The 25790-nt window shown below is 71.1% G+C and carries 23 protein-coding genes; 17 read left to right on the top strand and 6 right to left on the bottom strand.

Translation table 11 applies throughout. From position 1 onward, the window contains the following. Positions 1–7 precede the first annotated feature (7 nt). From AL072_RS14735 to AL072_RS14755, 5 genes are all read left to right on the top strand, one after another. Positions 8–589, top strand: a complete 582-nt coding sequence (locus AL072_RS14735; protein ID WP_245636872.1) for a DUF4123 domain-containing protein — start codon at positions 8–10, stop codon at positions 587–589. Between the two features lie 21 nt (positions 590–610). Further along, a complete protein-coding gene (locus AL072_RS14740) occupies positions 611–901 on the top strand; it encodes a PAAR domain-containing protein (protein ID WP_045586114.1) in 291 nt (96 codons plus the stop codon). A 54-nt stretch (positions 902–955) separates the two neighbouring features. Continuing rightward, positions 956–2581 carry a type VI secretion system-associated FHA domain protein TagH gene (gene tagH / locus AL072_RS14745; protein ID WP_045586115.1) on the top strand — a complete coding sequence of 542 codons (1626 nt, stop codon included), beginning with the start codon at positions 956–958 and terminating at the stop codon, positions 2579–2581. A 67-nt stretch (positions 2582–2648) separates the two neighbouring features. Then, positions 2649–5030, top strand: a complete 2382-nt coding sequence (locus AL072_RS14750) for a serine/threonine-protein kinase (protein WP_082109423.1) — start codon at positions 2649–2651, stop codon at positions 5028–5030. Between the two features lie 8 nt (positions 5031–5038). After that, positions 5039–6775, top strand: coding sequence for an alpha/beta fold hydrolase (locus AL072_RS14755; protein WP_045586116.1), 1737 nt, complete (start codon positions 5039–5041; stop codon positions 6773–6775). A gap of 22 nt (positions 6776–6797) precedes the next feature. Here the strand turns inward: AL072_RS14755 and AL072_RS14760 are convergent, their stop codons facing one another. Then, positions 6798–7172 (bottom strand): SH3 domain-containing protein, encoded by a 375-nt coding sequence (locus AL072_RS14760; RefSeq protein WP_045586117.1) that lies wholly within the window; start codon positions 7170–7172, stop codon positions 6798–6800. Between the two features lie 392 nt (positions 7173–7564). On the opposite strand from AL072_RS14760, the gene AL072_RS14765 reads away from it, so the two are divergent. The 4 genes from AL072_RS14765 (at position 7565) to AL072_RS14780 (ending at position 13280) form a co-directional block, all read left to right on the top strand. Beyond that, a complete protein-coding gene (locus AL072_RS14765) occupies positions 7565–9337 on the top strand; it encodes a nidogen-like domain-containing protein (RefSeq protein WP_052710485.1) in 1773 nt (590 codons plus the stop codon). A gap of 16 nt (positions 9338–9353) precedes the next feature. Beyond that, the gene (locus tag AL072_RS34330) at positions 9354–10199 is read left to right on the top strand and encodes an alpha/beta hydrolase (protein WP_045586118.1); all 846 of its coding nucleotides are present in this window, start codon (positions 9354–9356) and stop codon (positions 10197–10199) included. 76 nt (positions 10200–10275) lie between these two features. Continuing rightward, positions 10276–12723, top strand: a complete 2448-nt coding sequence (locus AL072_RS14775) for a caspase family protein (protein WP_045586119.1) — start codon at positions 10276–10278, stop codon at positions 12721–12723. A 164-nt stretch (positions 12724–12887) separates the two neighbouring features. Then, positions 12888–13280 (top strand): hypothetical protein, encoded by a 393-nt coding sequence (locus AL072_RS14780; protein ID WP_045586120.1) that lies wholly within the window; start codon positions 12888–12890, stop codon positions 13278–13280. Positions 13281–13304: 24 nt separating this feature from the next. Here AL072_RS14780 and AL072_RS14785 read toward each other — a convergent pair whose 3' ends face one another. After that, positions 13305–14240: a LysR family transcriptional regulator gene (locus AL072_RS14785; RefSeq protein WP_045586272.1), complete on the bottom strand. Its 936-nt coding sequence runs from the start codon at positions 14238–14240 to the stop codon at positions 13305–13307. A gap of 148 nt (positions 14241–14388) precedes the next feature. On the opposite strand from AL072_RS14785, the gene wrbA reads away from it, so the two are divergent. Further along, positions 14389–14991 (top strand): NAD(P)H:quinone oxidoreductase, encoded by a 603-nt coding sequence (wrbA, locus tag AL072_RS14790; RefSeq protein ID WP_045586121.1) that lies wholly within the window; start codon positions 14389–14391, stop codon positions 14989–14991. A 34-nt stretch (positions 14992–15025) separates the two neighbouring features. Then, positions 15026–15991 carry a glutathione S-transferase family protein gene (locus AL072_RS14795; RefSeq protein ID WP_045586122.1) on the top strand — a complete coding sequence of 322 codons (966 nt, stop codon included), beginning with the start codon at positions 15026–15028 and terminating at the stop codon, positions 15989–15991. Between the two features lie 43 nt (positions 15992–16034). Here AL072_RS14795 and AL072_RS14800 read toward each other — a convergent pair whose 3' ends face one another. Then, positions 16035–16409, bottom strand: a complete 375-nt coding sequence (locus AL072_RS14800; RefSeq protein WP_045586123.1) for a hypothetical protein — start codon at positions 16407–16409, stop codon at positions 16035–16037. Positions 16410–16693: 284 nt separating this feature from the next. Between AL072_RS14800 and AL072_RS14805 the strand changes: the two genes are divergently transcribed. Next, the gene (locus AL072_RS14805; protein ID WP_045586273.1) at positions 16694–18700 is read left to right on the top strand and encodes a PP2C family protein-serine/threonine phosphatase; all 2007 of its coding nucleotides are present in this window, start codon (positions 16694–16696) and stop codon (positions 18698–18700) included. 278 nt (positions 18701–18978) lie between these two features. After that, positions 18979–19305: a hypothetical protein gene (locus tag AL072_RS14810; protein ID WP_045586124.1), complete on the top strand. Its 327-nt coding sequence runs from the start codon at positions 18979–18981 to the stop codon at positions 19303–19305. 7 nt (positions 19306–19312) lie between these two features. Here AL072_RS14810 and AL072_RS14815 read toward each other — a convergent pair whose 3' ends face one another. Continuing rightward, positions 19313–20245, bottom strand: a complete 933-nt coding sequence (locus AL072_RS14815; protein ID WP_045586125.1) for an NmrA family NAD(P)-binding protein — start codon at positions 20243–20245, stop codon at positions 19313–19315. A gap of 131 nt (positions 20246–20376) precedes the next feature. Between AL072_RS14815 and AL072_RS14820 the strand changes: the two genes are divergently transcribed. Beyond that, entirely contained in the window at positions 20377–21288 is a 912-nt protein-coding gene (locus AL072_RS14820; protein WP_200909864.1) for an AraC family transcriptional regulator, read from the top strand. Between the two features lie 28 nt (positions 21289–21316). On the opposite strand, the gene hemF is transcribed toward AL072_RS14820, so the two are convergent. Beyond that, entirely contained in the window at positions 21317–22213 is an 897-nt protein-coding gene (hemF, locus tag AL072_RS14825) for an oxygen-dependent coproporphyrinogen oxidase (protein ID WP_045586126.1), read from the bottom strand. Then, positions 22210–22719, bottom strand: a complete 510-nt coding sequence (locus AL072_RS14830) for a tRNA (cytidine(34)-2'-O)-methyltransferase (RefSeq protein WP_045586127.1) — start codon at positions 22717–22719, stop codon at positions 22210–22212. The genes hemF and AL072_RS14830 overlap by 4 nt, the downstream gene beginning before the upstream one ends. A gap of 272 nt (positions 22720–22991) precedes the next feature. On the opposite strand from AL072_RS14830, the gene petA reads away from it, so the two are divergent. The 3 genes from petA to AL072_RS14845 are packed head-to-tail and all read left to right on the top strand — an operon-like array spanning position 22992 to position 25619. Beyond that, on the top strand, positions 22992–23561 hold the full coding sequence (gene petA / locus AL072_RS14835; protein WP_045586128.1) for a ubiquinol-cytochrome c reductase iron-sulfur subunit: 570 nt from the start codon (positions 22992–22994) through the stop codon (positions 23559–23561). A 28-nt stretch (positions 23562–23589) separates the two neighbouring features. Beyond that, the gene (locus AL072_RS14840; protein ID WP_045586129.1) at positions 23590–24858 is read left to right on the top strand and encodes a cytochrome b; all 1269 of its coding nucleotides are present in this window, start codon (positions 23590–23592) and stop codon (positions 24856–24858) included. Next, entirely contained in the window at positions 24858–25619 is a 762-nt protein-coding gene (locus AL072_RS14845) for a cytochrome c1 (RefSeq protein ID WP_045586130.1), read from the top strand. The genes AL072_RS14840 and AL072_RS14845 overlap by 1 nt, the downstream gene beginning before the upstream one ends. Positions 25620–25790: the final 171 nt, after the last annotated feature.

The following is a 25790-nucleotide window of genomic DNA, read 5'->3' on the forward strand; positions in this document are numbered from 1 at the left end:
CCCGGTCATGCCCGCCCGATCCCCACGCCGGACGCCGCAGGAGGTGGTGTCGCGCCTCGCCCACCATCTGTGGCCGGATGGCGAAGCGCGCGCGCTCTACATGATCGTCGATGCGGCGCGCGATCCCGGCCTCTATCCCGGCCTGCTGGCGCGCGAGGAGGAGGCGGAGATGCGCTCCCTCTACCAGGGCGACACGGCGAGCGATCTGGCCGAGGTGGCGCCCTATCTGGTCCGGCTGGAGCGCGGCGGCGCCGTCGCCGACTGGCTGGTCGGCGACGGCTGGGGGCGCGGCTGGGGCATCCTGGCGCTGGCCGATGCCGACATCGACGCGGCGCGCCGGCATTTCCGCAAATTCACCATCGTCAACGGCGAGACCGGGGCGACCTACCTGTTCCGCTTCTATGATCCGGCCGTGCTGGCCAGCTTCCTGCCGACCTGCGACGAGGCCCAGCGCGCCGCGCTGTTCGGCCCGGGCATCCGGTTCCTGGTGGAGGATGCCGGGGCGGATGCGCTCATCCTGTTCGAGACCGTGAACGGCGACCTGCGCCGTGCCGAAATCCCGCTGGGCACCGCCGCGCGGACCCGCTGACCGACAGCCGGAGGAGACGTCATGCCGCCCGCCGCCCGCCTGACCGACATGCACACCTGCCCGATGAGCAGCGGCCCGGTCCCCCATGTCGGCGGACCGATCGTCAGCCCGGGCGTGCCGACGGTGCTGATCGAATATCTGCCGGCCGCGGTGGTGACGGACATGTGCATCTGCGTCGGCCCGCCCGACGTGATCGTGAAGGGGTCGATGTCGGTGGTGGTCGGCGGCCGGCCGGCGGCGCGGCTTGGCGACAAGACCGCCCATGGCGGGGTGATCGTGGCCGGCGCGCCGACGGTCATCATCGGCGATTGACGGGCACCTGACGGGCGACTGACGGTAAATGGCGGCGTGAGCGGGGAGCATGGAATGCTGAGGTTGAGGATCGTATCGGACCATCGGGCGTCGCTGGGCGGCAATGCCGAGAAGACGCTGCATGGCGGCGACCTCACCGTCGGGCGCGGGGTGGAGAATGGCTGGATCCTGCCGGATCCCGACCTGCTGCTGTCGCGCCAGCATTGCGTCTTCCAGAAGGCCGGCGCCGGCTACCGCGTGATCGACACCAGCACCAACGGCGTCTTCCTGAACGGGTCCGACCGGCCGCTCGGCCGCAATGTCCAGGCCGACCTGTCGCCGGGCGACCGCATCCGCATCGGCCGCTTCGTCATCGAGGCGACGATGGAGACGAGGGATGCCCCCAGCTTCACCGAGATCGCCGGGGCCTTCGCCTTCGGCAGCAAGGGCAGCGCCCCCGATCCCTTCGCCCCGCCGCCGGACCGCGCCGCCGCGGCTGCCGATCCGTTCGACGACCTGTTCGCCGATCCGGCGGCCCGCCCCTTCGAGAACCAGCCGTTGCGGTCGGACGAGGCGCAGTTCGACGCCTGGACCGCGTCGAGCAGCGGCGCCGCTGCCCGCGAACGGGCGGACGACTGGCGTTTCGGCACCGTCGACGACCATGCCGACCCGCTGAACCAGGCGCTGTCGATCGGCGCCGCCTTCCCCGAGCCGGCCGCCGCACCGCGCGCCGCCGCCGCCGGTGGAATACCGGACGACTGGGACGACGAGCTGTTCGGCACGCCGCAGCCTGCCGCCACGGCCCCGGCCTTCCCCGATCCCGCCTTTCCGGCCGCCTCGGCGAAGGTCCAGCCGCTGCCGGCGGACTGGAACATCGACGAGACGCTGCCCGACACTGCGGGGCAGGAGGCGCGGCCATCGGTTCCGATGCCGGCCATGGCGCCGCCGCCGCCCCTGCCCGATGATTCGGTGATCGCACCGCGCCCGGCGCCCGGCCCGGTACCGGAGTCCCGGCCGCCGCCCCGGCCGGAGCCGGCGCCTGCCCCGGCCGCCGCCCCGCACCCGCAGCAGCCATCCGCGCCCGTGCCGGACGCCGCAGCCGCCATCGCCGCCTTCTACGAGGGGTTCGGCGCGCCGCTGCCGCCGGACGGGCTGCCCGACCCGCTGGCGACGATGCGCAACATGGGCGAGGCGCTGCGTGCCGGCCTGGGCGCGCTGCATGGGTCGCTGAAGGCGCGCTCGCGCTTCAAGGACGAGTTCCATCTGGAACAGACCAGCTTCCGCCCGGCGGGGGAAAATCCGCTGAAGCGCTGCGAGACGCTGGACGAGGCGGTGTCGGTGCTGGGCCAACTGCGCCTGCGCGGCTTCCTGCCGATGACCGAGGCGGTGCGCGAGGCGGCGAGCGACGTGCAGGTCCATCATCTCGCCTATGCCGCGGCGTTGCAGACCGCGCTGAAGCAGGTGGTCGCCAAGTTCGATCCCGGCGCGCTCAGCCAGCGGCTGGAGACGCGCCTGCTCGACAGCATCGTGCCCGCCGCGCGCAAGGCCCGCTATTGGGACCAGTACGAGACGCTCTACAAGGATCTGGTGATCGAACTGGAAGAGGATTTCGACCGCGTCGTCGGCGACGCCATCGCCCGTGAATACGACCGCTTCGTGCGCGGCGATTCCGGAAGCGATCCCGGCGGCAAGCCGGACTGACCCGCCGCCAGGGTTCAACCGCCGGCACCGCAGCCACACCAACCCCGAACCGGACCTTATCCGCGCCATGGCTCCATCCTCCGACGACAGCCCCGAACCCACCGTCATGCCGCCTGGGACCGCCGTCGGCGCGTCCACCGACATGGAGGCGACCCGCCTGCCGGATGCACGGGTGGACGCCATCCCGGCCGCCAAATCGTCGGTCATGTCGGATCCCGGCGCATCCGTCCCTCCTGCCGCGGCCCCGTCCACGGACTCGTCCATTCCGTGGTCGTCGGGCGGCGAGGCGGCGGGCGGGCGGGCCGCACCGGCGCCTATCGGGACCGGCACGCTGCTGAGCCATACCTATCTGGTGGAGGGGCTGATCGCCCGCGGCGGCATGGGCGAGGTCCACCGCGCCCGCCATATCGACATGAACACCTGGCATGCGGTGAAGGTGATCCGGCCGGAACTGGCCGAGGACGCCAAGATGGTGGAACTGCTGCGGCGCGAGGCGGCGGCGCTGCGCGAGATCCGGCATGAGGCGGTGGTGTCCTATGACGGCGTCTTCCGCGACGAATATGGCCGGATCCTGCTGTCGATGGAGTATCTGGACGGCCCGTCGCTGCACGAGATCCTCCAGGCGGGGCCGCTCGACGCCGGATCGGTCGCCATCCTGCTCGACCGCATTGCGTCGGGCCTGGGCGCGGCGCACCAGCGCGGCATCGTCCACCGCGACATGTCGACCGACAACGTCATCCTGCCCGGCCGCCGCATCGCCGACGCCAAGATCATCGATTTCGGCATCGCCAAGCAGACCGCGGCGGGGGCGGGGACCGTCATCGGCGACGGCTTCGCCGGCAAGTACGGATACGCCTCGCCCGAGCAGTTCGGCCTGTTCGGCGGACAGGTCGGGCCGCAATCCGACATCTACAGCGCCGGGCTGGTGCTGGCCGCCGCGGCGCTGGGCACGCCGCTCGACATGGGCCGTTCGCCGCAGGCGATGATCGAGCGGCGCATGTCGGTGCCGGACCTGTCGGCGTTGGACGAGCCGCTGCGTGGCGTCCTCTGCTCCATGCTGGAACCCGATCCGCAGAACCGCGTCAAGACGATGACGGAACTGGTCGGCGCGCTGACCCGGCGCCCGCCGGAGATCACGCCGTTCGACGTCACCTCCTTCCCGGTGGCCACCCCGCCGGCGGAGCAACCCGCTTCCCCATCCGCTGCTCCATTCCCTGCCGGCAAGCCGGCGAAGGCGGCCACCGCGGCCGGACAGCCGAAGAAGACGCCCGTCGGTCTGATCGCCGGCGGGGTCGGCGGTCTGGTCGCGGCCGGTGTCGCCGGCTTCCTGCTGTTCGGCCAATCGCCGTCGACCACCTCCACGCCCGCTTCCACGGCCATACCGTCCCCTGCATCCTCCTCCGCATCCTCCTCTGCGCCGTCTCCGGCCGCTCCGTCGCTTCCCGCGCCGTCCCTGACGACGGCGCCGCTGCTGCCGCCCGTCACGCCCAAGCCAGTGGAGACGGCGCAAGCCGAGGCGCCCAAGCCGGTCCAGCCGCCGGTTGCATCGCCAACCGCACCGCCGTCCCCGGCCGCGACCCAGGCGGCGGCGGTCGAACCGGCTCCGGCGCCCCCTGTTTCCCCACCGCCGGTCGCCCCGGCGGTGCAGATGGCCGCCCAGACGGCCGTATCCTCTGCGCCGATTCCGGTCCCAACCCCATCCCCGGCCCCGGCCCCGGCGGAGGTTGTGCAGGCCGCCATTCCGGCCGCTCTGCCGGCGCCCCGCCCGTCGGCGGCGGACGCCCGCAAGGCGGTGGAGGCCGCGGCCGGCGCCTTTTCCTGCGCCGGCTTGCGGACGGTGGAGGCGGCGGACGGCCTGCGGATCAGCGGCTATGTCGGCACCGACGACGACGCCCGCACCCTGAAGGCGGCGATCGGCAACCTGCCGAAGGGGATCGATGTGGACGCCCGCGTCGCCGTGCGCCCCTGGCCGCTGTGCGAGGCGCTGGGGGTCGCCGGATTGCCGGCTCGCGCCGAGGGGCAGGGTGCCGGGGCGCTGGGGCTGGGCTTCAACCGGCCGTCGATGGTCTACCGGAGGGGCGAGAAGCTTGAGGTCACCGTCACCGCCGGGACGTCGGGCTACCTGACCGTCGACTACATCGACATGGAAGGCAACGCGATCCACATGGTGCCGATGCGCCTGCGCCGCGACGGCCGGCTGGAGGCCGGCAGGCCGGTCACGCTGGGCGTCGCCCGGTCGGCGAGCGACCGCGTCTACACCATCACGCCGCCCTACGGCGCGGCGATGATCCTGGCGCTGGTGACGCGCGAACCGCTGTTCCCCGCCGACCGCGAGGAGGTGGAGCCGGCCGGCGCCTATCTGGCGGGCCTGCGCGGCGCGCTGGCGAAGGCCGAGGCGACGGGCGGCGTCCTCGCCCAGTCCGCCTTCTTCACCACCGTCGCCGAGTAGGCCGGGCGATGGCATCCGGAGGGACGTCCGGAGGGGCGTCCGGGCGGCGCCGCATCGCCGTCGCCGGAGGCGTGCTGGCGCTCTGCGCGCTGGCCGGCGGGCTGCTGGGCTATGGCATCGACCGGTTCGCCGGTCCATCCGCAACCCCGCCGCCCGCCCAGTCCCCGACCGCCATGCAGGCGCCGGTCACCGTGGCGGTGGCGCCGCCCGCGCCCGTTCCGGCATCGCAGCCCACGCCACAGCCCGTCCCGCAACCGGCGTCCGGCCCGGTTGCAACCGCTCCGGCGGCCGCGCACGCCGTTCTCGCCGACCTTCCCTGTCCCGACGGGCCGTTGCCGGCCGGGCCGGCGCCGCGCTGCCATGGCTTGCGCGTGCCGTCGGACTGGCTGCGGCCGGACAGCCTGCCGCTCGACCTGTTCGTGATGGTGCTGCCGGCGCTCGGCGGCGCCCCGGCGGCCGATCCGGTCGTCCTGCTCAGCGGCGGGCCGGGGCAGGGCGCGAGCGACGATCTGCGCGGCAGCGCGGCGATCCTGGCGCCGATGCGCGACGCCCGCGACCTGATCCTGGTCGACCAGCGCGGCACCGGCCGCTCGCGCCCGTCGCTGCGCTGCCCGGCGCTCGACCCGCTGCGCTACTGGTTCGGCGGCGTGACCGCCGGGGATGCCGCCGCCTGCCTGGATCCGCTGCGCCGCGCCGGCTACCGGCTGGAGGATTTCGACAGCGGCCAGAGCGCCGCCGACCTGCGGGCGCTGCGCGGCGCGCTGGGGGTGGAGCGCTGGAACGTGGTCGCCACCTCCTATGGCGGGGTGCTGGCGCAGGCGCTGCTGCGGGTCGACGGGGCGGCGGTGCGCAGCCTCGTGCTGAACTCGCCGGCCGCGGCGGATGCGACCTGGCTCGACCTCGACCGCCTGACCGCCATCCGGCAGGCCCACCGCCGCATGGTGGAGGATTGCGCCGCCCAGCCCGATTGTGCCCGCGCCTTCCCGCGGCTGGGGCAGGCGGTGGAGCGGCTGTCCGCCGCGCTGGAGCGCCGGCCGCTCGCCCTGCGGCTGCGCCATCCGGTCACCGGACGGGAAACCGACCTGAGCCTGACCTGGCCGATGGTCGCCACGGTCCTGGCCCTGCGGCTGGGCAGCGCCGACGGCATGGTGCCGCTGCCGGCCCTGCTCGACCATCTCGACCGCGCGGTCGCCGCCCGGCGGATGCCGGCCGGCGGGGGTGAGCCGCCGGCCGGCATCGTGGACGATCCGGCCATCGTGTCGCTGGTGATGCCACCATCCTTCTGGCGCGCGCTCGACAGCCTCGCCTATGGGCTGAACCTGACGGTCGGCTGCCGCGAGAACCGCCCGCACATCGACGCCGCCGCCGCCCGGCTCGCCGCCGCCGGCCTGCGCCCGTACGTCGTCGCCGAAGCGGTGGAGACCGATTACGATGCCGCCTGTCCGGCATTGAACCTCACGCCGGTCGAGCCCTCCTTCTACCGGCCGGTCCCGTCCGACGTGCCGGCGCTGATCCTGACCGGCGCATACGACACGCTGACCGCACCGGCCCGGGCGGAGGCGATGGGGCGCAGCCTGGGCCGGGCGACGCTGATGTCGTTCCGCGGGATCGGCCATGACGTGCTGGGGGTCAGCGCCTGCGGCAGGACCCTGGCGGCCGGCTTCGTCGAGACGTTGTCCACCGGCGACGCCGGCAACTGCCTGGACCGCCTCCTGCCGCCGGCCTTCGCCACCCGGCTGCCATAGCGCCGTTGCAGGGGCCGCCGGTTCAGCGGTTCCGGGCCAGCAGCGAGGTGACGACGAACCCCGCGCGCCCCTGATGCTCGACCGGAGTCCAGGCGCCCTCGGCCGGTCCGGTCACGGTCAGCAGCGTTCCCTGGGGCAGCACGCCGAGCACCGGCGCCGCCTGGGCCGGCTGTGCCCGCAGGTTGACCGCACGGGCGGCGACCGTCGCCGTGCCGCCGGTCGCCTGCCGGGCTCCCTGCTGCACCCCTTGGCGCGCCTGCGACCCGACGGCCTGATCGATGATCCGGCTCTGGTTGCGCAGCAGGCTGTCGGAGCCGCCTTGTGCATGAGCGGCCGGCATGGTGGCCAGGAGCATGGTGGCGAGCGCTGCGGCTGCGGGAAGACCCTTCTTCATCATCTGTGTTCCTCAAATCGCGGCCGGCCTTGGCTGCGGCCGCTTTCAAGTGTGACCTGAAACCATTTCCTGCCAATGCTTTTCCGCATGGGAGGATTGTTGCCGGCGCGCAACAGCCGCGGATGGAAGTGCAGGCATGGAGCGGTGCGGCAAAATTTCCCTCAATTGTACGGCGAATTCGTGCGACCTTTTCTCCGAAAATCATACCGCATTCGATAGGGTTGTGGGGGCTCCCCGTGTCGAAGGCGTGCCGTCGTGCGCATCTCTGTGTGCCGGCGCCTCCCTTGGGCTGGGTCCAAGGGTCTGAAGGCGTCCGGTCCGTCACATCGCCGGGGCCGCGTTCACGCGCATCCGCTCTCTCCGATCCCGATTGCCACCTTCGGAGAATCCGGACGATGTCGACCTGGACCAGGGTAATTCATTCTTCCAGCCCGCGCACCGCGGTCGTCGCGCTTGCTGTCGGGCTGGCGGCCGGACTGCCGGCGGCGCTCGTCGCGGCGTCCGTCGCCGAGGCCGGCACCATGCTGGAGAGCGGCGTGACCTACGCCGGCTCGCTGGCCGCGAACGACGACGGTTCGACCTCGCCGGTGTCCTTGGGCTTCGCCGCCAACATCTGGGGCACCTCGCGCAGCACCGCCTACGTCAACAACAACGGCAACATCACCTTCGGGCAAAGCAACGCCACCTTCACGCCGACGGCGCTGAACCGGGTCGGCCGCGACATCATCGCCCCCTTCTGGGCCGACGTGGACACCCGCAACGGCGGCACCGTGCAGTATGGCCAGGCCGTCGTGGACGGCCGCACCGCCTTCGTCACCACCTGGAACAACGTCGGCTATTACGGCGGCAGCGACAAGCGCAACAGCTTCCAGGTCGTGCTGGTCGACCGCTCCGACCGCCGGACCGGCGATTTCGACATCCAGATGAACTACAACCAGATCCAGTGGGAAACCGGCAGCGCGTCCGGCGGCACCAGCGGCCTGGGCGGCTCGTCGGCCCGCGCCGGCTATTCCAATGCGGACGGCACCCAGTATTACGAGATCAACGGCTCGGCCGTGCCCGGCGCCTTCCTGGACAACAGCGCGGTGACGGCGCTGATCCGCCAGTCGAACGTCAGCATTCCCGGCCGCTACCTGTTCGAGGTGCGCAACGGCGCCATCGTGCTGACCAGCGTCGACGTCGACACCCGCGCCGCGTCCGGCGTGACGCAGGAGGCCTCGCTGGCCCAGGTCGCGCGGCAGAGCGAGCGCGCCGTGGTCACCCAGACCGTCCGCGCCATCGCCAGCCGCGTCAGCGACGCGCTCCGCGGCCAGATGGGCGCCCGCCAGCGCAGCGCCGAAGGCGGCCCGGCCGGCTTCGGCCTGTCGGCCGGCGATGCCACCGGGGGCACCGGGCAATTGTCCGGCTGGGCCGACGGCAGCGTCTCCTTCCTGCGCAGCTTCGAGCCGGCGGCGGAATTCAACGGCCGCACCCAGACCGCCATGGTCGGTGCCGACTACAAGCTGACCGGATCGCTGGTGATCGGTGCCGCGGTCGGGATGGAGCACAATCATTTCGACCTGACCACCCTGAACGGCCGGCGCACCGGCAACGGCTTGTCGGTCACGCCCTATCTCGGCTACGCCATCAACGATTACTTCACGGTCGATGTCAGCCTGTCCTACGGCCACGGCTACAACCGCACCCGCCAGAATCTGCTGGGCGGGATGAGCACCGGTCGCTACGGCTCGGACCGGCTGATCGCCAGCACCAACCTGTCCGGCTATCTGGTGGAAGGCGCCTGGACCTTCCGCGGCGTCACCGGCCTGTCCATCGCCCGCACCCGCAGCGACAGCTACACCGACAGCGCCGGCGCTGTGGTGTCGCCGGGCGTCAACGACCTGCGCCAGTGGCGCCTCGGGGCCGAGGCGGAGTATGAAGCGACGCCGAGCGTCCGGCCCTTCGCCGGCGCCACGCTGGAGTACGACATGCTGAACCGCAACACCGGCAGCACGGGCGGCGCCCTGGTGGCCTCCGGGGGCGGCAACCGCGCCGGCATGGTCGCCGCGGCCGGCGTCCGGGTGAGCGCCAGCGACGCGCTGAACCTGACCGCCCAGGTGACGACCCAGGCCTTCCGCGCCAACCAGCGCGACACGACGGTCGGCCTGTCGGCCCGCATGGCCTTCTGAGCGGGAGCGGCGCCGGTTGGCCTCCTGTCCGGTGGGCGCGGTGCGGCGCCTCGCGCCGCTGCTGGCGGTGCTGCTGCTCGCCACCGGCTGCGCCGGCCTGACCCCGGCGGAGCGGCAGGCGGCGGTGGATGCCGCCGCCCGGCCGGCCGGCCTGCTGCCGCACAGCTTCAAGGCGGCGCCCTTCACCCTGGCCGGCTGGCTGCGTGCCGGCGCTTCCGGGCCGCTGGTCGTCTACATCGAGGGCGACGGCCATGCCTGGAGCACGATGACGCAGCCGTCGCGCGACCCGACGCCGCGCAACCCGGTGGCGCTGGCCCTGGCGCTGGAGGATCCGGCGCCGCGGGTGCTCTATCTCGGCCGGCCCTGCCAGTATGGCGGGGTGGCGGCCGATGCCGCCTGCACCGCCCGGTTCTGGACCTCCCACCGCTTCGCCCCGGAGGTGGTCGACGCGCTCGGCCATGCGCTGGACGAGGCGGAACGGGCGAGCGGGGCGGACCGGCTGGTCCTGGTCGGCTATTCCGGCGGCGGGGTGGCGGCGGCGCTGCTGGCGGCGCGGCGCAGCGACGTCGCCGCGCTGGTGACGCTGGTGGCTCCGCTCGACCTCGCGGGCTGGGCGGCGGCCAAGGGGCTGACCCCGCTCGCCGGATCGCTCGACCCGGCGGCGGAGGCGGGGCGGCTGGCCGGGCTGCCGCAATGGCACATTGCCGGCGGCAAGGACCGGGTGGTCCCGCCGGACATCGTGCGCGGCTATGCCGACCGTGCCGGCGTGCCGGTGCGGGTGGTGCCGGGGATGGAGCATGACGGCGACTGGCCGGCGCTGTGGCCGGGCCTGCGCGCGGCCTTTCCGGAACCCCGCGGTTGACCGGTCCCGGTTGCCCGGCTTCAACTTCAAGACGCGGCGGGCCGCTCGGGCCGCCGATCCATCGAGGGGTCGCGAGATGTTCAACCGCCGCCGGCTTTCCACCCGCCTGACCGGTTCCGCCCTGCTGGCCGGCCTCCTGCTGGCCGGTCCTCTGCTGACTGGGCTCCTTGTCACGGGATGGAGCCAGCCGGCCGCGGCGCAGGGGGCGATCATGCGCAACCAGACGCGCATCATCAACCAGGCGGTCACCAATCAGGTGCGTCAGGCCCTGCGGCCGCGCCTGCTGATCCGCGACGGCGCCGGTGCGGTGTCGGCGATGGAGACGGGGGCCGCCGGCCGCCATCTGGCCCTGGCCTCCGCCGACGGCGGCGTCCGCGTGTGGGATCTGGAGAGCGGCCGGCAGGTCCAGCGGCTCCAGGCCGGGCCGGTGCGCGCCCTGGCGGTGGCCGACTCCAGCCGTACGCTGGCGACGGTCGGCCCCGACGGATCGGTCACGCTGTGGGACATCCTGCAAGGCCAGCCCCTGCGCCGGATCGCCGCGGGCGGCGTCCAGGCTGTGCGGCTGTCGCCCGACGGCGCCCTGCTCGCCACCGCCGCCGCCGACGGCACGGTGCGGCTGTGGAGCGCCGGCAGCGGCCAGCCGGCGGCCACCCTGGCGGGGGCCGGCGGAGCGGTGGCGGCGCTCGCCTTCTCGCCCGACGGGCGCCGGCTGGCGGCCGGCGGCGCCGACCGCGCCGTCCGGCTCTGGTCGGTTCCGGACGGCCAGCCGCTGGCCACCATGACCGGCGCCGAAGCCGCGGTGACCGCGCTGGCATTCGCCGCCGACGGCACCCTCCATGCCGGCGACGCCGGCGGCGCGGTGCAGGTCTGGCGTGCCGGCTCCGCCACCCCGGCCCGCAGCATCCGCGCCGCCGGCAGTGCCGTCACTGCGCTGGCGGTGCGCCCCGACGGGCTGGTCGCCGTGGCGAACGGCAGCCGCAGCCTGGGCGTCTGGACCGGCGAGGGCCGGCAGCTCGTCTCGGTCGAAAACCCGGAAGGGACGGTCGCCGCCGCCGCCTTCGCGCCGGGGGCGGAGCGGGTGATCGGCGCCGGGTCGGACGGACGGGCGCGGGTGTGGGATCTCGGCAACGGGGCGCTGGCCGCGCAGCTGATCATGACGCGGGGTGGCTGGAGCGTGCTGGACGGCGCTGGCCGCTTCGACGGCTCCGACGGCGGGCTGGGCGACGTCGCGTGGCAGGCGGAACAGGAGGTGTTCGAGATGACGAACTTCTCCCAGCCCTATTACGAACCCGGCCTGCTGGCCAAGACGCTGCGGGCGCCGGCCGCCCTGCTGACCCCCGGCGCGCCCACCGTCACCGCCGGCATCGCGCCGCCGCCGACCGTGCAGATCGCCGCGCCCGCCGGTGCGGCCGCCCCCGGCCCGGCCTCCGTCGCCGTCACCGCGGCCGACCGCGGCGCCGGCATCGCCGAGATCGTGCTCTATGCCAACGGCAAGGCGCTCGATCCCGCCGCCGTCACGGCGACGGAGGATGTCGACGTCAACGGCCAGCCCGGCCGCCGCGTCACCTTCACCGTCGATCTGGTGGCCGGATCCAACCGGCTGCGCGCCGTGGCGCTGGGCGACAACCGCATCGAGAGCGTGCCGGCGCAAGCGCTGGTGACGGTCGCCGCCCCGGTGGAGAAGCCGGTGCTGCATGTGGTGGTGGTCGGCATCAACCAGTATGCCAACCCGGTGCTGGAGCTGAACTACGCCGTCGCCGACGCCCGCGGCGTGACCGCCTGGGCCCGCAAGCAGACCGGCAACGGCGTCTTCGCCGAGGTGAAGCTGCACGAGCTGTATGACCGGCAGGCGACCCGCGCCAACATCGGCTCCCTGTTCGCGCAGCTGAAGGCGACGCGGCCGCAGGACGTGGTGGTGATCTATGTCGCCGGCCATGGCGAGAATGCCGAGCAGAGCTGGTATTTCCTGCCGACCGAGTTCGGCCGCAACCTGCCCTTCGAGACGGCGGCCGGCGATGCCCGCGGCGGACAGGCCTTCCGTCAGGCGGTGTTGCAGGCGGTGGCGGCGGACGGCATCAGTGCCCGCAGCTTCTACAAGAACGTGCTGCAGATCGGTGCGCAGCATGTCGTCCTGCTGATCGATTCCTGCAAGTCGGGCGGCGTCAAGCGGGCGTTCGAGGCCGATGCCGACCGCCGCGCCCTGGCCCTGGTCGGTCAGCAGGCCGGCGTCCATATCCTGGCGGCGACCGACAAGAACCAATTGGCGGTTGAGCTGGAGGCGCTCGGCCATGGCGCCTTCACCTATGCGGTGCTGAACGGGCTGGGCGGTGCCGCCGACGGCAATCCGGCCGACGGCATGATCTCGGCGCGCGAGGTGCTGGGCTATGCCGTGGCGCAGGTTCCGGCGATGGCGCTGCGCCATAGCCAGAGCGAGCAGAACCCGACCGTTTTCTCCCGCGGCGCGGATTTCCCCCTGGGGCCGGCCGGCGAGCGGCAGGCGAAGGCCAGGAAGAAGAAGTCGTAGCGCGGGCAGGGGATGACCGTTCCGCCGGCCATCTTAACGATTTCGCCCTTGCCCCGCGGCGTCCATTGCCAGACGCGGGCGCAAACACTATGATTTCGGTCGTGCAACCCGGATTTGGGCTGGATGTCCGGTCCGGGGCCGCTTGAGACGATCGGAAGACCCGTATGGACGCTGACGACCTTTCCCTGGACGACAACCGCACCATCCAGGCCATCGGCATCCTCGCCGACGTGCTGGACGGGGTGGAGGGGCCGGGCGGTCTCGACACGGTGCTGGTGTCCAAGGCGCTGCGGCAGGTGATCGCCACCAAGTCGCAGCCGGCCTTCGAATTCGCCTCCCGCGCCTTCAACACGCTCGACCCGGCGGTCCGTCGTCAGGTGGCCGACCATGCCGACGAGGCGGCGCACCATTCGGTGGAGCTGCGCGGCCGTGTCGGCGGCTTCCTGTCGACAGCCCCGAAGAAACCGGTGCCGCAGGGCCCGGTGGTCGGCCAGCAGCCGAACTTCATCACAGCGCTGAACCTGCGCTCCCGCCGCCGTCCCAACTCGCCGTCCTGACGGTTCCGGAAGCGGCAGGAGGCATCAGCCCGCCTCCTGCGGCAGCGTGTCGAGCAGCGTGCAGTCCCAATAGGGGCGCGGGCCGAGCCGTTGCACCAGGAAATCGACGAAGACCCGCACCTTGGGCGACAGGTGACGGTTCTGCGGATAGACCGCATTGACCGACAGTTCCGACGGAACATTGCGGTGCAGCACGGCGACCAGCTCGCCGCGCGTCAGCGCCTGGCCGCACAGGAAGGTCGGCGACATCACGAAGCCGAGCCCGGAGATCGCCGCCTCGCGCAGCAGGTCGCCATTGTTGCTGCGGATCGGCCCCGACACCCGGATGCTGCGCGCCTCGCCGTCGACCGTGAACTGCCACAGGTCGGGGGAGGGGATGTTGGTGTAGATCAGGCAGCTGTGCCGGGCCAGATCCTCCGGCGTTTCCGGCACGCCATGCTGCTTCAGGTAGGCCGGGCTGGCGCACAGCGCCATGCGGGCCGGGGCAAGCCGCCGGGCGATCAGCGAGCTGTCGCGCAGCCGGCCGATGCGGATCGCCAGATCATACCCCTCGTCGATCAGATCGACGGTGCGGTCGTTCAGATCCATGTCGATCTCGACGGACGGGTAGCGCTCCAGGAACTCCGCCACCGCCGGGGCGAGATGGAGGATGCCGAAGCTGACCGGCGCGTTCAGCCGCAGCCGGCCGCGCGGGGCGGCATGCAGGTCGGCGACCGCCTGCTCCGCCTCCTCCAGGTCGGCGAGGATGCGGGTGCACCGCTCGTAATAGGCCTGTCCGACCTCGGTCAGGCTGAGCTTGCGGGTGGTGCGGTTCAGCAGCCGCGCGCCCAGCCGGTTCTCCAACTCGCCGATGCGGCGGGAGACCACCGATTTCGACAGGTTGAGCCGGTCGGCGGCGGCGGTGAAGCTCTTGGTGTCCACCACCTTGATGAAGGCGAGCATGTCGTCGAGGCGATCCATGGCATTGTTGTACACCGGGAAACAATGAGGTGCCAAGATCCGGTATTACCGGAAAGCCCTCCGCACCCTATTTCTGGGGGACCGCAAAGCCGGTCCCGCCGATTGCGGCGACCGCATCCGTGACAACCGGGAATGGGGAGTGGCGACGATGGCGAAGGTTCTGGTCCTCTATTACAGCAGCTGGGGCCATGTGTCGGAGATGGCGCAGGCGGTGGCCGACGGCGCCCGCTCGGTCGCCGGGACCGAGGTGGCGGTGAAGCGCGTGCCCGAGCTGGTGCCGGAGGCCGTCCGCCAGTCCGCCCATTACAAGGACGAGAGCGGCGTTCCCGTCGCCACCGTCGACGAGCTGGCGCAGTATGACGCGATCATCATCGGCACGCCGACCCGCTACGGCAACATGGCTTCGCAGATGAAGAACTTCCTCGACCAGACCGGCGGCCTGTGGGCCAAGGGCGCGCTGGTCGGCAAGGTCGGCAGCGTCTTCACCTCCACCGCGACCCAGCATGGCGGGCAGGAAAGCACCATCCTCAGCACCCACACCGTCCTGCTGCATCTCGGCCTGGTGATCGTCGGCCTGCCCTATTCCTTCCAGGGCCAGATGGGCGTTTCGGAAGTGATGGGCAATTCGCCCTACGGCGCCAGCACCATCGCCGACGGCGACGGGTCGCGCCGGCCGAGCGCGGTCGAGCTGGACGGCGCCCGCTACCAGGGCCGCCACGTCGCCGAGATCGCGGCGAAGCTGAGCGCCTGACGGCGGACCGATGCTGACGTAAGGGGAGGGAACCGTGGGCCTGCTGATCGATGGACAATGGCATGACCAGTGGTACGACACCGGCAAGACGGGCGGCGCCTTCGTCCGGACCGAGGCGCAGTTCCGCGACCGGGTGTCGGCCGACGGCTCCACCCCCTACCCGGCGGAGGCCGGGCGCTATCACCTGATAGTGTCGCTCGCCTGCCCCTGGGCGCACCGCACCCTGATCTTCCGCAAGCTGAAGCGGCTTGAGGGGGTGATCGGCGTCAGCATCGTCGAGCCGCTGATGCTGGCCGACGGCTGGACCTTCGCCGGGCCGGAGCCGGTCACCGGCGCCACCCGCCTGCACGAGGTCTACACCCGCGCCGAGCCCGGCTACAGCGGCCGGGTGACGGTGCCGGTGCTGTGGGACCGCCAGACCTCCAGCATCGTGAACAACGAGTCGGCGGAGATCATCCGCATGCTCAACCGCGCGTTCGACGCCTTCACCGACGTCCGCACCGATTTCAGTCCGCCCGATCTGCTGGACGAGATCGACCGCATCAACGGCTTCGTCTACGACCGCATCAACAACGGCGTCTACAAGGCCGGCTTCGCCACAGCGCAGGACAAGTACGAGGCCGCCTTCGACGCGCTGTTCGACGCGCTGGACGAGGTGGACGCCCTGCTGGCGACCCGGCGCTGGCTGGTCGGCAACCGGCTGACCGAGGCCGACTGGCGCCTGTTCACCACGCTGGTCCGCTTCGACGCCGTCTATGTCGGGCATTTCAAGTGCAACAAGCGGCGGATCGCCGACTATCCCCACCTGTCGGGCTATCTGCGCGACCTGTATCAGGTGCCGGGCGTGGCGGACACGGTGAATTTCGACCACATCAAGCGGCATTACTACGGCAGCCACGCCACCATCAACCCGACCGGCATCGTGCCGAAGGGGCCGGCGCTCGACCTCGACGCGCCGCATGGCCGCGACGCGCTGGGGCCCGATCCGCTCGCGGCGTGACGGATCGCCATCCCGGCGCGATGGGCCGTCGGGGGATGGGCCGTCAGGGCTTGTAGCAGCGGGCCATGTCCTCCGGGTTGCCCATGGCCTCGCACTGGAAGCCGTTGGAGAAGCGGAAGCGCAGCGGCCCGGTCTTGCGCACGCTGACCACCGGCTTCTGCCCGGCATCCTGGAAGGCGACCCAGGCGGAGCTGTCGAAGCGTGTCTGCAGCCCGTTGCTCAGGCTCACCCGGCCCTGGTTGTCCTTGCGTACCACGACGCCGGTGCTGAACAGCAGGTTCGGCCCGTCCGCCTTCGCGGTCAGGCCGTTGGTGCAGTTCACGCCCTCCGGCTTGACGGCGACGCATTCGAAGGAATTCGGGTGGCTGGCGGTGAGGACCATCGCGTAGACGGCGATTTCCAGGACGTTCATCGGCATGGGCGGGCACCGGCGGAATGGAGGCGGCGGAGTGGAGGCGCTGGGCGTCGCAGCGCTGCGACCCCTCATGGGGACCGGTCCATCCTGCGGCAAATCCGGTTACGAAATGGATAATGTCGCGCCTACGGTCGAATCTTGCGCGCCCGCCGCCGCTTCCGCCATCCCACGTCATACGGTCGTGATCATGAGCGGGTTCGGGGCGGATGCGGCCCCCCGTTCCTGGACTTGCGCGTCCCGGACCGGTAGAAGCGGTGGCAATTGCCACAATGGGCGGGCGCATTCCCATGACGTTCCAACAGCGTTTGATCCTGCTGGTCACCGGCCTGGTGCTGCTGGCGGTGGCGGCTGTCACCGTGGCGATGGCCTGGACGACGCGCGCCGCGCTCACCGAGCGGATCGAGACCGAGGCGCGGCAGGCGGCCGGCATGCTCGCCCGCGGTGCCGCCCAGGCCCGCGACATCCCGCAGGAGGTCGACGCGCTGCTGTCGGAACGTCTGCTGTCGGAAGCGACGCTGACCGCCCATCTGGTGGCGCTGGCCGAGGCGGCGAAGCTGCCGCCGCGCGCCATCAACGACCGGCTGAAGCAGATCGCCGAGGCCGGCGGCCCCGACGAGATGTGGATCACCGACAACCGCGGCCGGGCCTATCTGCACAACCAGCCCGGCCCCGACCCGACCTTTGGTCAGGATGCCAAGGGCGGCCCGCGCCACGGCACCTATGCCGGCCTGCTGAACCGCTCGCCGGCCGCGCTGGCGTCGGAGCCGGCGATGGAGGGCGGCCGGTTGATGAAGTTCGCCGGGGTCGCCGGGGTGGACAGGCCGCGGATCGTCCAGGTCGGCGCCGAGGTGCGGCGGCTGGGCGACATCGTGCGCAAGTCGGGGACCGACGGGCTGATCGACGGGCTGCTCGCCGACCGGTCGGTGGAGGCCGCATGGCTGCTCGACCGCGACGGCCGGGTGCTGGCGCGCGGCGTGGTGGTCGGCGATGCCGGCGGCGGCCCGCTGTCCGACGCCGACACCGCCGCGGCCAAGGCGGCGGCAGTGGGCGGCGAGGCGGCGTTGCGGGCGGCGGGCGACGGGCTGCTGGCCTTCGCCCCGGTCAAATATGCCGCCAATTCGGCCGCCGCCGCTTCCCAGGCGGGCGTCCCGGCGGTCGCGGTGGTGCGCCTGCCCTATGGCGAGCCGGGGGCGATGATGAGCCGCCAGCTCAAGATCGGCGGTCTGGTCGGCGTCTTCGTGCTGGCGCTGGGCGTCTATGCCTGCGTCCGCTTCGCCCGTGACCAGATGGCGCCGGTCGAGCGGCTGGGCGAGGCGGTCAAGGCGGTGGAGGCCGGGCGCTTCAACCCCTTTACCCTCAACGAGGCCGCCGACCGCGACGACGAGTTCGGGCGGCTGTCGCGCGTCTTCCGCCGCATGGCGATGGAGGCCTCCGCGCGCGAGGAGACGCTGGACGCCCAGCTGGTCATGCGCGGGGCGGAGCTGGAGACCAAGAGTGAGAAGCTGGCCGCCGCCGAACAGCTGATCGAGGAGGAGCAGCGCGCCGCCCGCGACGTGCAGTCCAACCTGCTGCCGCGCCAGCTGCCGGTCGGCCGTGACAGCCAGTTCTACGGCGTGCTGCTGCCCGGCGACACGGTCAGTGGCGACTTCTACGACGTTATCGAGCTGGACGAGCGCCGCAGCCTGCTGGTGACGGCCGGTGTGTCGGGCGGCGGCGTGCCGGCGGCGTTCCTGATGCTGATGGTGCGCGGCGCCATCCGCGAGACCGCCCGCGCCGGCCTCGCCGCCGGCCTCGGCCCGGCCGCCATCCTGACCGGCGCGAACGAGCGGCTGTGCGGCGAAAGCCCCTTCAACGGCTTCGCCACCGCTTTCGTCGCCATCTACGACCGCGTTGCCGGCACCCTGGTCCATGCGGCGGCCGGCCATCGCGGCGCCTGCCGCGTCAACGCCGAGGGCGGGGTGGAGTTCCTGTCGGCGGTCGGCGGCCCGGCGCTGGGCGTGCGCCGCGGCGCCCCCTATGGCGAGGCGACGGTGATCCTCAACCAGGACGAATCGCTGTTCCTGTGCACCGACGGCGTCCTGCGCTCCATCGACGGCCAGCGCGACGCCTTCGGCGAGGAGCGCCTCGCCGCGACCCTGGCGGCCAGCCGCGGCATGTCCGCCCGCGACCGTGCCGAGCTGGTCCTGCGCACGGTCCATGCCCACACCCAGTCCGGCGGCGTCATCGCCGGCGATCTGGTGTGCCTGGTCCTCCGCCGCCTGCTGCCGGTGTCCGAGACGGCGGAGGCGGTGTGAGCGGGTAGGCGTCGGCTTGCCGGTGCCCCCACCCTGACCCTCCCCCGCTCTCGCGGGAGAGGGGACAAGTGCTTGTGCGGGAGAGCGGCGGCAGTCCCTCCCCCGCGGGAGCGGGGGAGGTTAGGAGGGGGCACCGTCAGCCGACACCCGAACACCGACGCTGCCTCTTCTCCCGCGCCCCCTCCCGAGCTGGTTGCCGCCTCTCCTTCGGAGAGGGTTACTTCGCAGTTGCAAAAACCCTATCCTTGCAGCGCCACATCCAGAACGGAGCCGCGCACATGGACCGCAAGCCGGACGAGACGATCGTGACCGCCCATCTGCCGAACCTGGAAATCCGGATCCGTCACCGCGAGGCGGGGGAGGACGGCGCGGAGGTGATCGCCATCCAGTTCCGGGCGACCCCGTCCTTCGACGCGGTCGCCCGGCTGCTGGCGCCGGCCCTGATGACCCCGCTGCTGCCGGGCGGTTCCTTCGGCTCCCCCGGCGGTTTGCCCGGAGCCGGCCCGATGGCGGAGCTGTGGCTGGCACCGATGCGGCTGTGGGGCGAGATGGTGCGGCAGGCCTGGGCGCCCTGGCTCCAGGGCGGTTCGGCGCCGCGGCGCTGATGTCCGGTCAGTCGCGGGAGCACCAGGTGTGGAAGGTTTCCGTTGCCTGGGTCCCGGCGACAGACCGCAGGTAAGCCGGCTTCCAGACATCCTTGATGAAGCTTTCCATCCTGGTGGGCAGCGGGCTGCGGCTGCCATGGAACCGCACGCGCCGGTCGTTCAGCGCGTCGAGGGTCTGGCTGTCGTCGAGCCATGTTTCCGCTGTCCCGAACCTCTCGAGATACGTGGCTTCGACATCCTTCCGCGTCCTGTCGACGAGCCGATATTCCACCGGCCGGCCGATCTCCCGGCCGATGATCGCGGCCACCTCGGGCATCGTGAGGTCTTCCGATCCGACCTCGCGGATGACGTGGTGTCCGCCCGCCGGATCGGTCAGCTCCCTGGCCGCCAGACCGGCGATGTCCTGCGTCGCCACCCAGGGCAGCGTCACGCCGGGGTCGAGCGACCAGCCGATCCGGCCATGCCGTGCGACCGCATCGGTGAAGAACAGCATGTTCTCCATGAACCAGCCGGCACGCAGATGCACCAGGTCGATGGCGTCGAGTTGGTTCAGCGTCCGGTCCAGCGTGTAGAAGCTCTCGAAATGGCCGGTGCTCCCGCTGACCTCCGACCCCATGGCCGTCAGGCTCACGGCCAGCCTGACCGGGGAGTTGCGAAGCGCATCGACGAAGCGCTGTGCGACCGCCGGATAATGCCCGTGGATGTTGCTCCAGTCGGTCTTCACCATCAGGAACGCGGCATCGGCATCCTGGAAGAAGCCGCCGAGGTCTCCGGCACCTGTGTCGAAGCTTCCCAGGAATGGCTCCGCCCCGGCCTCGACCAGCGCGTCGAGGCCCGGACCGCCCCTCGACAGGGCCCTGACCTGATGCCCGGCGCCCAGGAGGGTGCGGGTGAGCGTCGCGCCGATCCTGCCGGTTGCGCCGACGACGGAAATTCGCATGACAATCTCCAACGGATGTCTGGTGATACGGGTCGCATCGGGCCGGCCGGGGGCACCGGTGGCCGGCGACCGGGTTGCCGTTCACCAGTGATAGCGGATTGCCGCACGCATGAATTTGGAGATAATGCCATATGATCTCCAAATCAGGCCAATCCGCGAAGACGCGGCGCCCGTGCAGCGCCGACTTCGATCCCGACCGGTCGGACCGCCCGGCGGTCGCCCTGCATGTCGACTTCAGCCACTACGAAGCCGAGGTGCCGCAGCACCGGCACTGGCAGGGCCAGCTCATCCTGGCCTTGCACGGGGCAGTCACCTGCACGGCCGCGAACGGCCTCTGGATCGCCCCGCCGGACTGCGGGGTCTGGATCCCGGGCGGCGTGCCGCACAGCAACCGGGTCACGCCCAACGCCCGCCTGTCCTACCTGTTCGTCGAGCCCGGCGCGGCCGGGTTGCCGCTGGAATGCTGCACGCTGTCGGTGTCGCCGATGCTCCGGGAGATGATCCTCCGTCTGGCGGACGTACCGGGCGGCCATGCTACGGACGATCATACCGGCCGCCTCGTGCGGGTCCTGCTGGACGAGCTGGCGCTGATGCCGAAGGACGGGCTGAGGCTGCCCGTGTCCGGCCATCCCAAGATCGCCGCGATCGCCGCGGCGCTGACGGCGGAACCGGGCGACCGCCGCACCCTCGGGGACTGGGCCGCCCATGTCGCCATGAGCGAGCGCTCCCTGAAGCGGCTGATGGTTCAGGAAACGGGGCTGACCTTCGGCCGATGGCGGCGCCAGCTGCACTTGGTCATCGCGCTGCGCGACCTCGCCGGCGGCGCGACGGTCCAGAGGGTGTCGGGCGACCTGGGGTACGAGTCCGTCACCGCCTTCATCGTGATGTTCAAGAAGGCGCTCGGGACGACGCCGACGCGCTACCTCCGCACCCCGGCCGGTCGCGTCGGCGATCCTGGCGAGGGGCATGACGCCCCGAAACGGACAAGCCCATCGCCGTGGCCGCCCATCCCCGACGGGGGGATCGAGGCAGGGGCGGCGTAGGCGAACAGGCGTCGGTCCGGCCGTCAGATCACGGCCACTTCACTTCCGGCGGCAGGCTCATCAGGATCGCCTCGGTGTTGCCGCCGGTCTTGAGGCCGAAGGTGGTGCCGCGGTCGTAGAGCAGGTTGAACTCGACGTAGCGGCCGCGGCGCACGAGCTGGTGCTCGCGCTGCTCCGCCGTCCAGGGGCGGTTCATGTGCCGGCGCACCAGCGCCGCGTAGCTGTCGAGGAAGGCGGTGCCGACGTCGCGGGTGAAGGCGAAGTCGGCCTCCCAGTCGCCCGACTCGAGATTGTCGTAGAAGATGCCGCCGACGCCACGCGCCTCGCCCCGGTGGGGCAGGAAGAAGTAGCGGTCGCACCACTCCTTGTAGCGCGTGTAATAGTCCGGGCCGTGGCGGTCGCAGGCCGCCTGCAATCCGGCATGGAAGTCGGCGGTGTCGCGGTCGTCGGGGATCATCGGCGTCAGGTCGGCGCCGCCGCCGAACCAGCCCTTCGTCGTCACGATGTGGCGCGTGTTCATGTGGGTCGCCGGCACCAGCGGCGAGCGCATGTGCGCGACCAGGCTGATTCCCGCCGCCCAGAATTCGCCGGTCTCGCCGGCGCCCGGGATGTTGCCGCGGAACTCCGGGCTGAAGGTGCCGTGGACGGTCGAGATGTTGACGCCGACCTTCTCGAACACCCGGCCCTTCATCACCGACATGGTGCCGCCGCCGCCCTCGCCGCCTCCATGGTCGGGGCGGGTCCAGTCCTTGCGCTCGAACCGGCCGGGCGGCAGATCGGCATGGGTGCCGGTCAGCCCGTCCTCCAGCGCCTCGAAGCCGGCGCAGATGCGGTCGCGCAGTTCGCGGAACCAGGAGGCGGCGCGGGCCTTGCGCTCTTCGACGAGGCTGGCGGAGGGGCTGGCGTTCGGGGCTGGAGCGGTCATGGCCTGTCGGTGTCCGGCGGTGCGGGGGCGGCGACGCCCGCTGCGGCGGTCTGTCGCAAGGCCTCACCCAACACCATCGCCGCGCTGACCGCAACGTTCAAGGAGCGGGCGGGCGGCACCATCGGAATCACCAGCCGGGCGTCGGCGGCGTCATGCACCGTGTCGGGCACGCCGGCGCTCTCGCGCCCGACCAGGATGCGGTCGCCGGGGGCGAAGCGGAAGGCGGTGTAGGGAATGGCCGCCCGCGTCGTCAGCAGCACCAGCCGGCCCGCCCGGGGTGCCGCGGCACCGGCCGTCCCATGGGCCGCCACATAGGCCGCCCATGAGCTGTGCCGGGTCCAGTCGAGATGGTCGAGATAATCCATCCCGGCGCGGCGCAGCCGGCGGTCGTCCAGCACGAAGCCGCAAGGTTCGATCAGGTCGAGCGCGACGCCGAGGCCGGCTGCGAGTCGCATCAGCGTCCCCGCATTTTGCGGAATGTCCGGTTCGAACAGCACGAGGCGCAAGACGGGGCTTGTCTGAAAGTGTTTGTTTTGCATACAAATATTCTTGCTCTTCGCACACGCGACAAATTGTCTCCGGGCCAAGGACTTTTCAAGATGTCGACGCGACGGTATACCGCACCCGAGACTCCGGAGATACCCGCTCCGGATCGATGCGGCATGCCCGAGGGTTTTCCTTCCGGCGGGCGGGCTTGTCGTGTCATGCATAAAAACGGTCCATCGGTCGTCCGGCGCGGGCAAAGGGCGTCGGGCATGCCTTGAGGAGAAACAGGCTTATGGCTCAGACCACGCATCCGTCCGGGACGGGTGGCCACGCGGCCTCCGGCGGCGAGGGGGGTTCCCGCCGCGATTTTCTGTATCTTGCCACCGGTGCGGTCGGCGTCGTCGGGGCCGCCTCCGCGGCCTGGCCGTTCATCGACAGCCTGAACCCGGCGGCCGACACGCTTGCACTCGCCTCCATCGACGTCGACCTGGCTCCGGTCGCCGTCGGGCAGGCGATCACGGTCACCTGGCGCGGAAAGCCTGTCTTTGTCCGCCACCGCACCGCCGAGGAGATCGAGTCCGCCAAGACGGTCAATCTGGGCGACCTGCGCGATCCGGCCGCCGACGATGCCCGCGTGAAGAAGCCGGAATGGCTGATCGTCATCGGCATCTGCACGCATCTGGGCTGCGTGCCGCTGGGGCAGAAGGTCACCGATCCGCGCGGCGAATATGGCGGGTGGTTCTGCCCCTGCCACGGCTCGCACTACGACACCGCTGGGCGCATCCGCAAGGGCCCGGCTCCGGCCAATCTGGTTCTTCCGACCTACGCCTTCACCGGCGACACGAAGATCCGGCTCGGTTAAGCGGCCCTAAGGTTCTGGAGACCCCGAGATGGCTCAGGCTCAAGCCTCGAAATTCAAGAATCCGCTCGTGAACTGGATCGACAGCCGGCTGCCGATCTTCACGATGCTGGATCACGAGTACAATCACTACCCGATGCCCCGCAACGTCAACTATCTGTGGGCGTTCGGTGCGATTGCCGGCATCATGCTGGTGATCATGATCGCCAGCGGCCTGTTCCTGGCGATGCAGTATTCGTCCCACACCTCGCTGGCCTTCGATTCGGTCGAGCGCATCATGCGCGACGTGAATTACGGCTGGCTGCTGCGCTACGTCCATGCGAACGGCGCGTCGATGTTCTTCATCGCCGTCTACATCCACATGTTCCGCGGCATGTATTACGGCTCCTACAAGGCGCCGCGCGAGATCCTGTGGATCCTGGGCGTCATCATCTTCCTCGTCATGATGGGCACCGCCTTCATGGGCTACGTGCTGCCCTGGGGCCAGATGAGCTTCTGGGGCGCCACCGTCATCACCAACCTGTTCTCGGCCTTCCCCATCGTCGGCGACCCGATCGTCACCCTGCTGTGGGGCGGCTTCTCGGTCGACAACCCGACGCTGAACCGCTTCTTCGCGCTGCATTTCCTGCTGCCCTTCGTGCTGCTGGGCCTGGTGATCCTGCACACGGCGGCGCTGCATGTCTGCGGCTCGAACAACCCGCTCGGCATCGATCCCAAGGGTCCGCAGGACACCGTTCCGTTCAACCCGTACGTCACGGTCAAGGACGGCTTCGCCGTGGTGGTCTTCCTGATCATCTATGCGGCGTTCGTGTTCTTCATGCCCAACTACATGGGCCATCCGGACAACTACATCCCGGCCAACCCGCTGGTGACGCCGGCGCACATCGTGCCGGAATGGTACTTCCTGCCCTTCTACGCCATGCTGCGCGCGATCCCGGACAAGCTGGGCGGCGTGCTGGCGATGTTCGGCTCGATCGCGCTGCTGGCCTTCCTGCCGTGGCTCGACCGCTCGAAGGTGCGGAGCTGCAAGTTCCGTCCGATCTACCGTCAGTTCTTCTGGATCCTGGCGATCGACGCCCTGATCCTGGGCTATGCCGGCGCCATGCCGGCCGAGGGTGCCTGGCTGATCATCGCCCGCGTCGGCACCTTCTACTACTTCTTCCATTTCCTGGTCCTGCTGCCGGTGCTGGGCAAGCTGGAACGTCCGCGTCCGCTTCCCAACAGCATCTCCGAGTCCGTTCTGAAGGGCGGAGGCGGCATCGCCGCCGGCGCCCATGCCAAGCCGATGGAGAAGGCCTGATGCGCGCGTTGAAGACTGCAATCCTCTCGGCGGCGCTGGCTCTCGGCATCGCCGGGGCCGCGCAGGCCGCCGAGGGCGTGCACATCCCCAAGCAGAACTGGCCGCACGCCGGCATCTTCGGCACCATCGACAAGGCGTCGGCCCAGCGCGGCTTCCAGGTCTACAAGGAAGTCTGCTCGGCCTGCCATTCCATGCGCCTGGTGCCGATCCGCACGCTGGCGGGCATCGGCTTTAACGAGGATGAGCTGAAGGGCATCGCCGCCGGCTACGAGGTGCAGGCCGGTCCGAACGACGCCGGCGAGATGTTCATGCGTCCGGGCGTTCCGGCCGACCGCTTCCCGTCGCCGTTTGCCAACGATCAGGCGGCGCGCGCGTCGAACAACGGCGCCCTGCCGCCGGACCTGTCGCTGATGGCCAAGGCCCGGGTCGGCGGCGAGGATTACCTCTACGCCTTCCTGACCGGCTTCGAGGAGCCGCCGGCCGGGGTCCATCTGATGGACGGCATGAACTACAACAAGGTGTTCCCCGGCCATCAGGTCGGCATGCCGAACATCCTGTCGCCCGACGGCGTCACCTTCGGCGACGGCACCAAGGCGACGGTGGAGCAGCAGGCCCACGACGTGGCGACCTTCCTGACCTTCGCCGCCGAGCCGCACCTGGACGCCCGCAAGCAGATGGGCGTCAAGGTGATCCTGTTCCTGCTGGTGCTGGCCGGCCTGATGTACGCCGCCAAGCGCAAGCTGTGGAGCACGCTGCACTGAACCTCCGGCTTACACCCTGCACTGAGCCACTGGTTCGGTGGGGATTTTCGGCCTGGAGTTTTCGATCTGGACAGGGCGCCCGTTTGGGCGCCCTGATTCATTTGGGGAACGGGTCGTCCGGGCGGCAACACGGCATCTCCCCCGACACCGACGCGGGGGAGCGGAGAAGAC

Source organism: Azospirillum thiophilum (assembly GCF_001305595.1).
Lineage (GTDB): Bacteria > Pseudomonadota > Alphaproteobacteria > Azospirillales > Azospirillaceae > Azospirillum > Azospirillum thiophilum.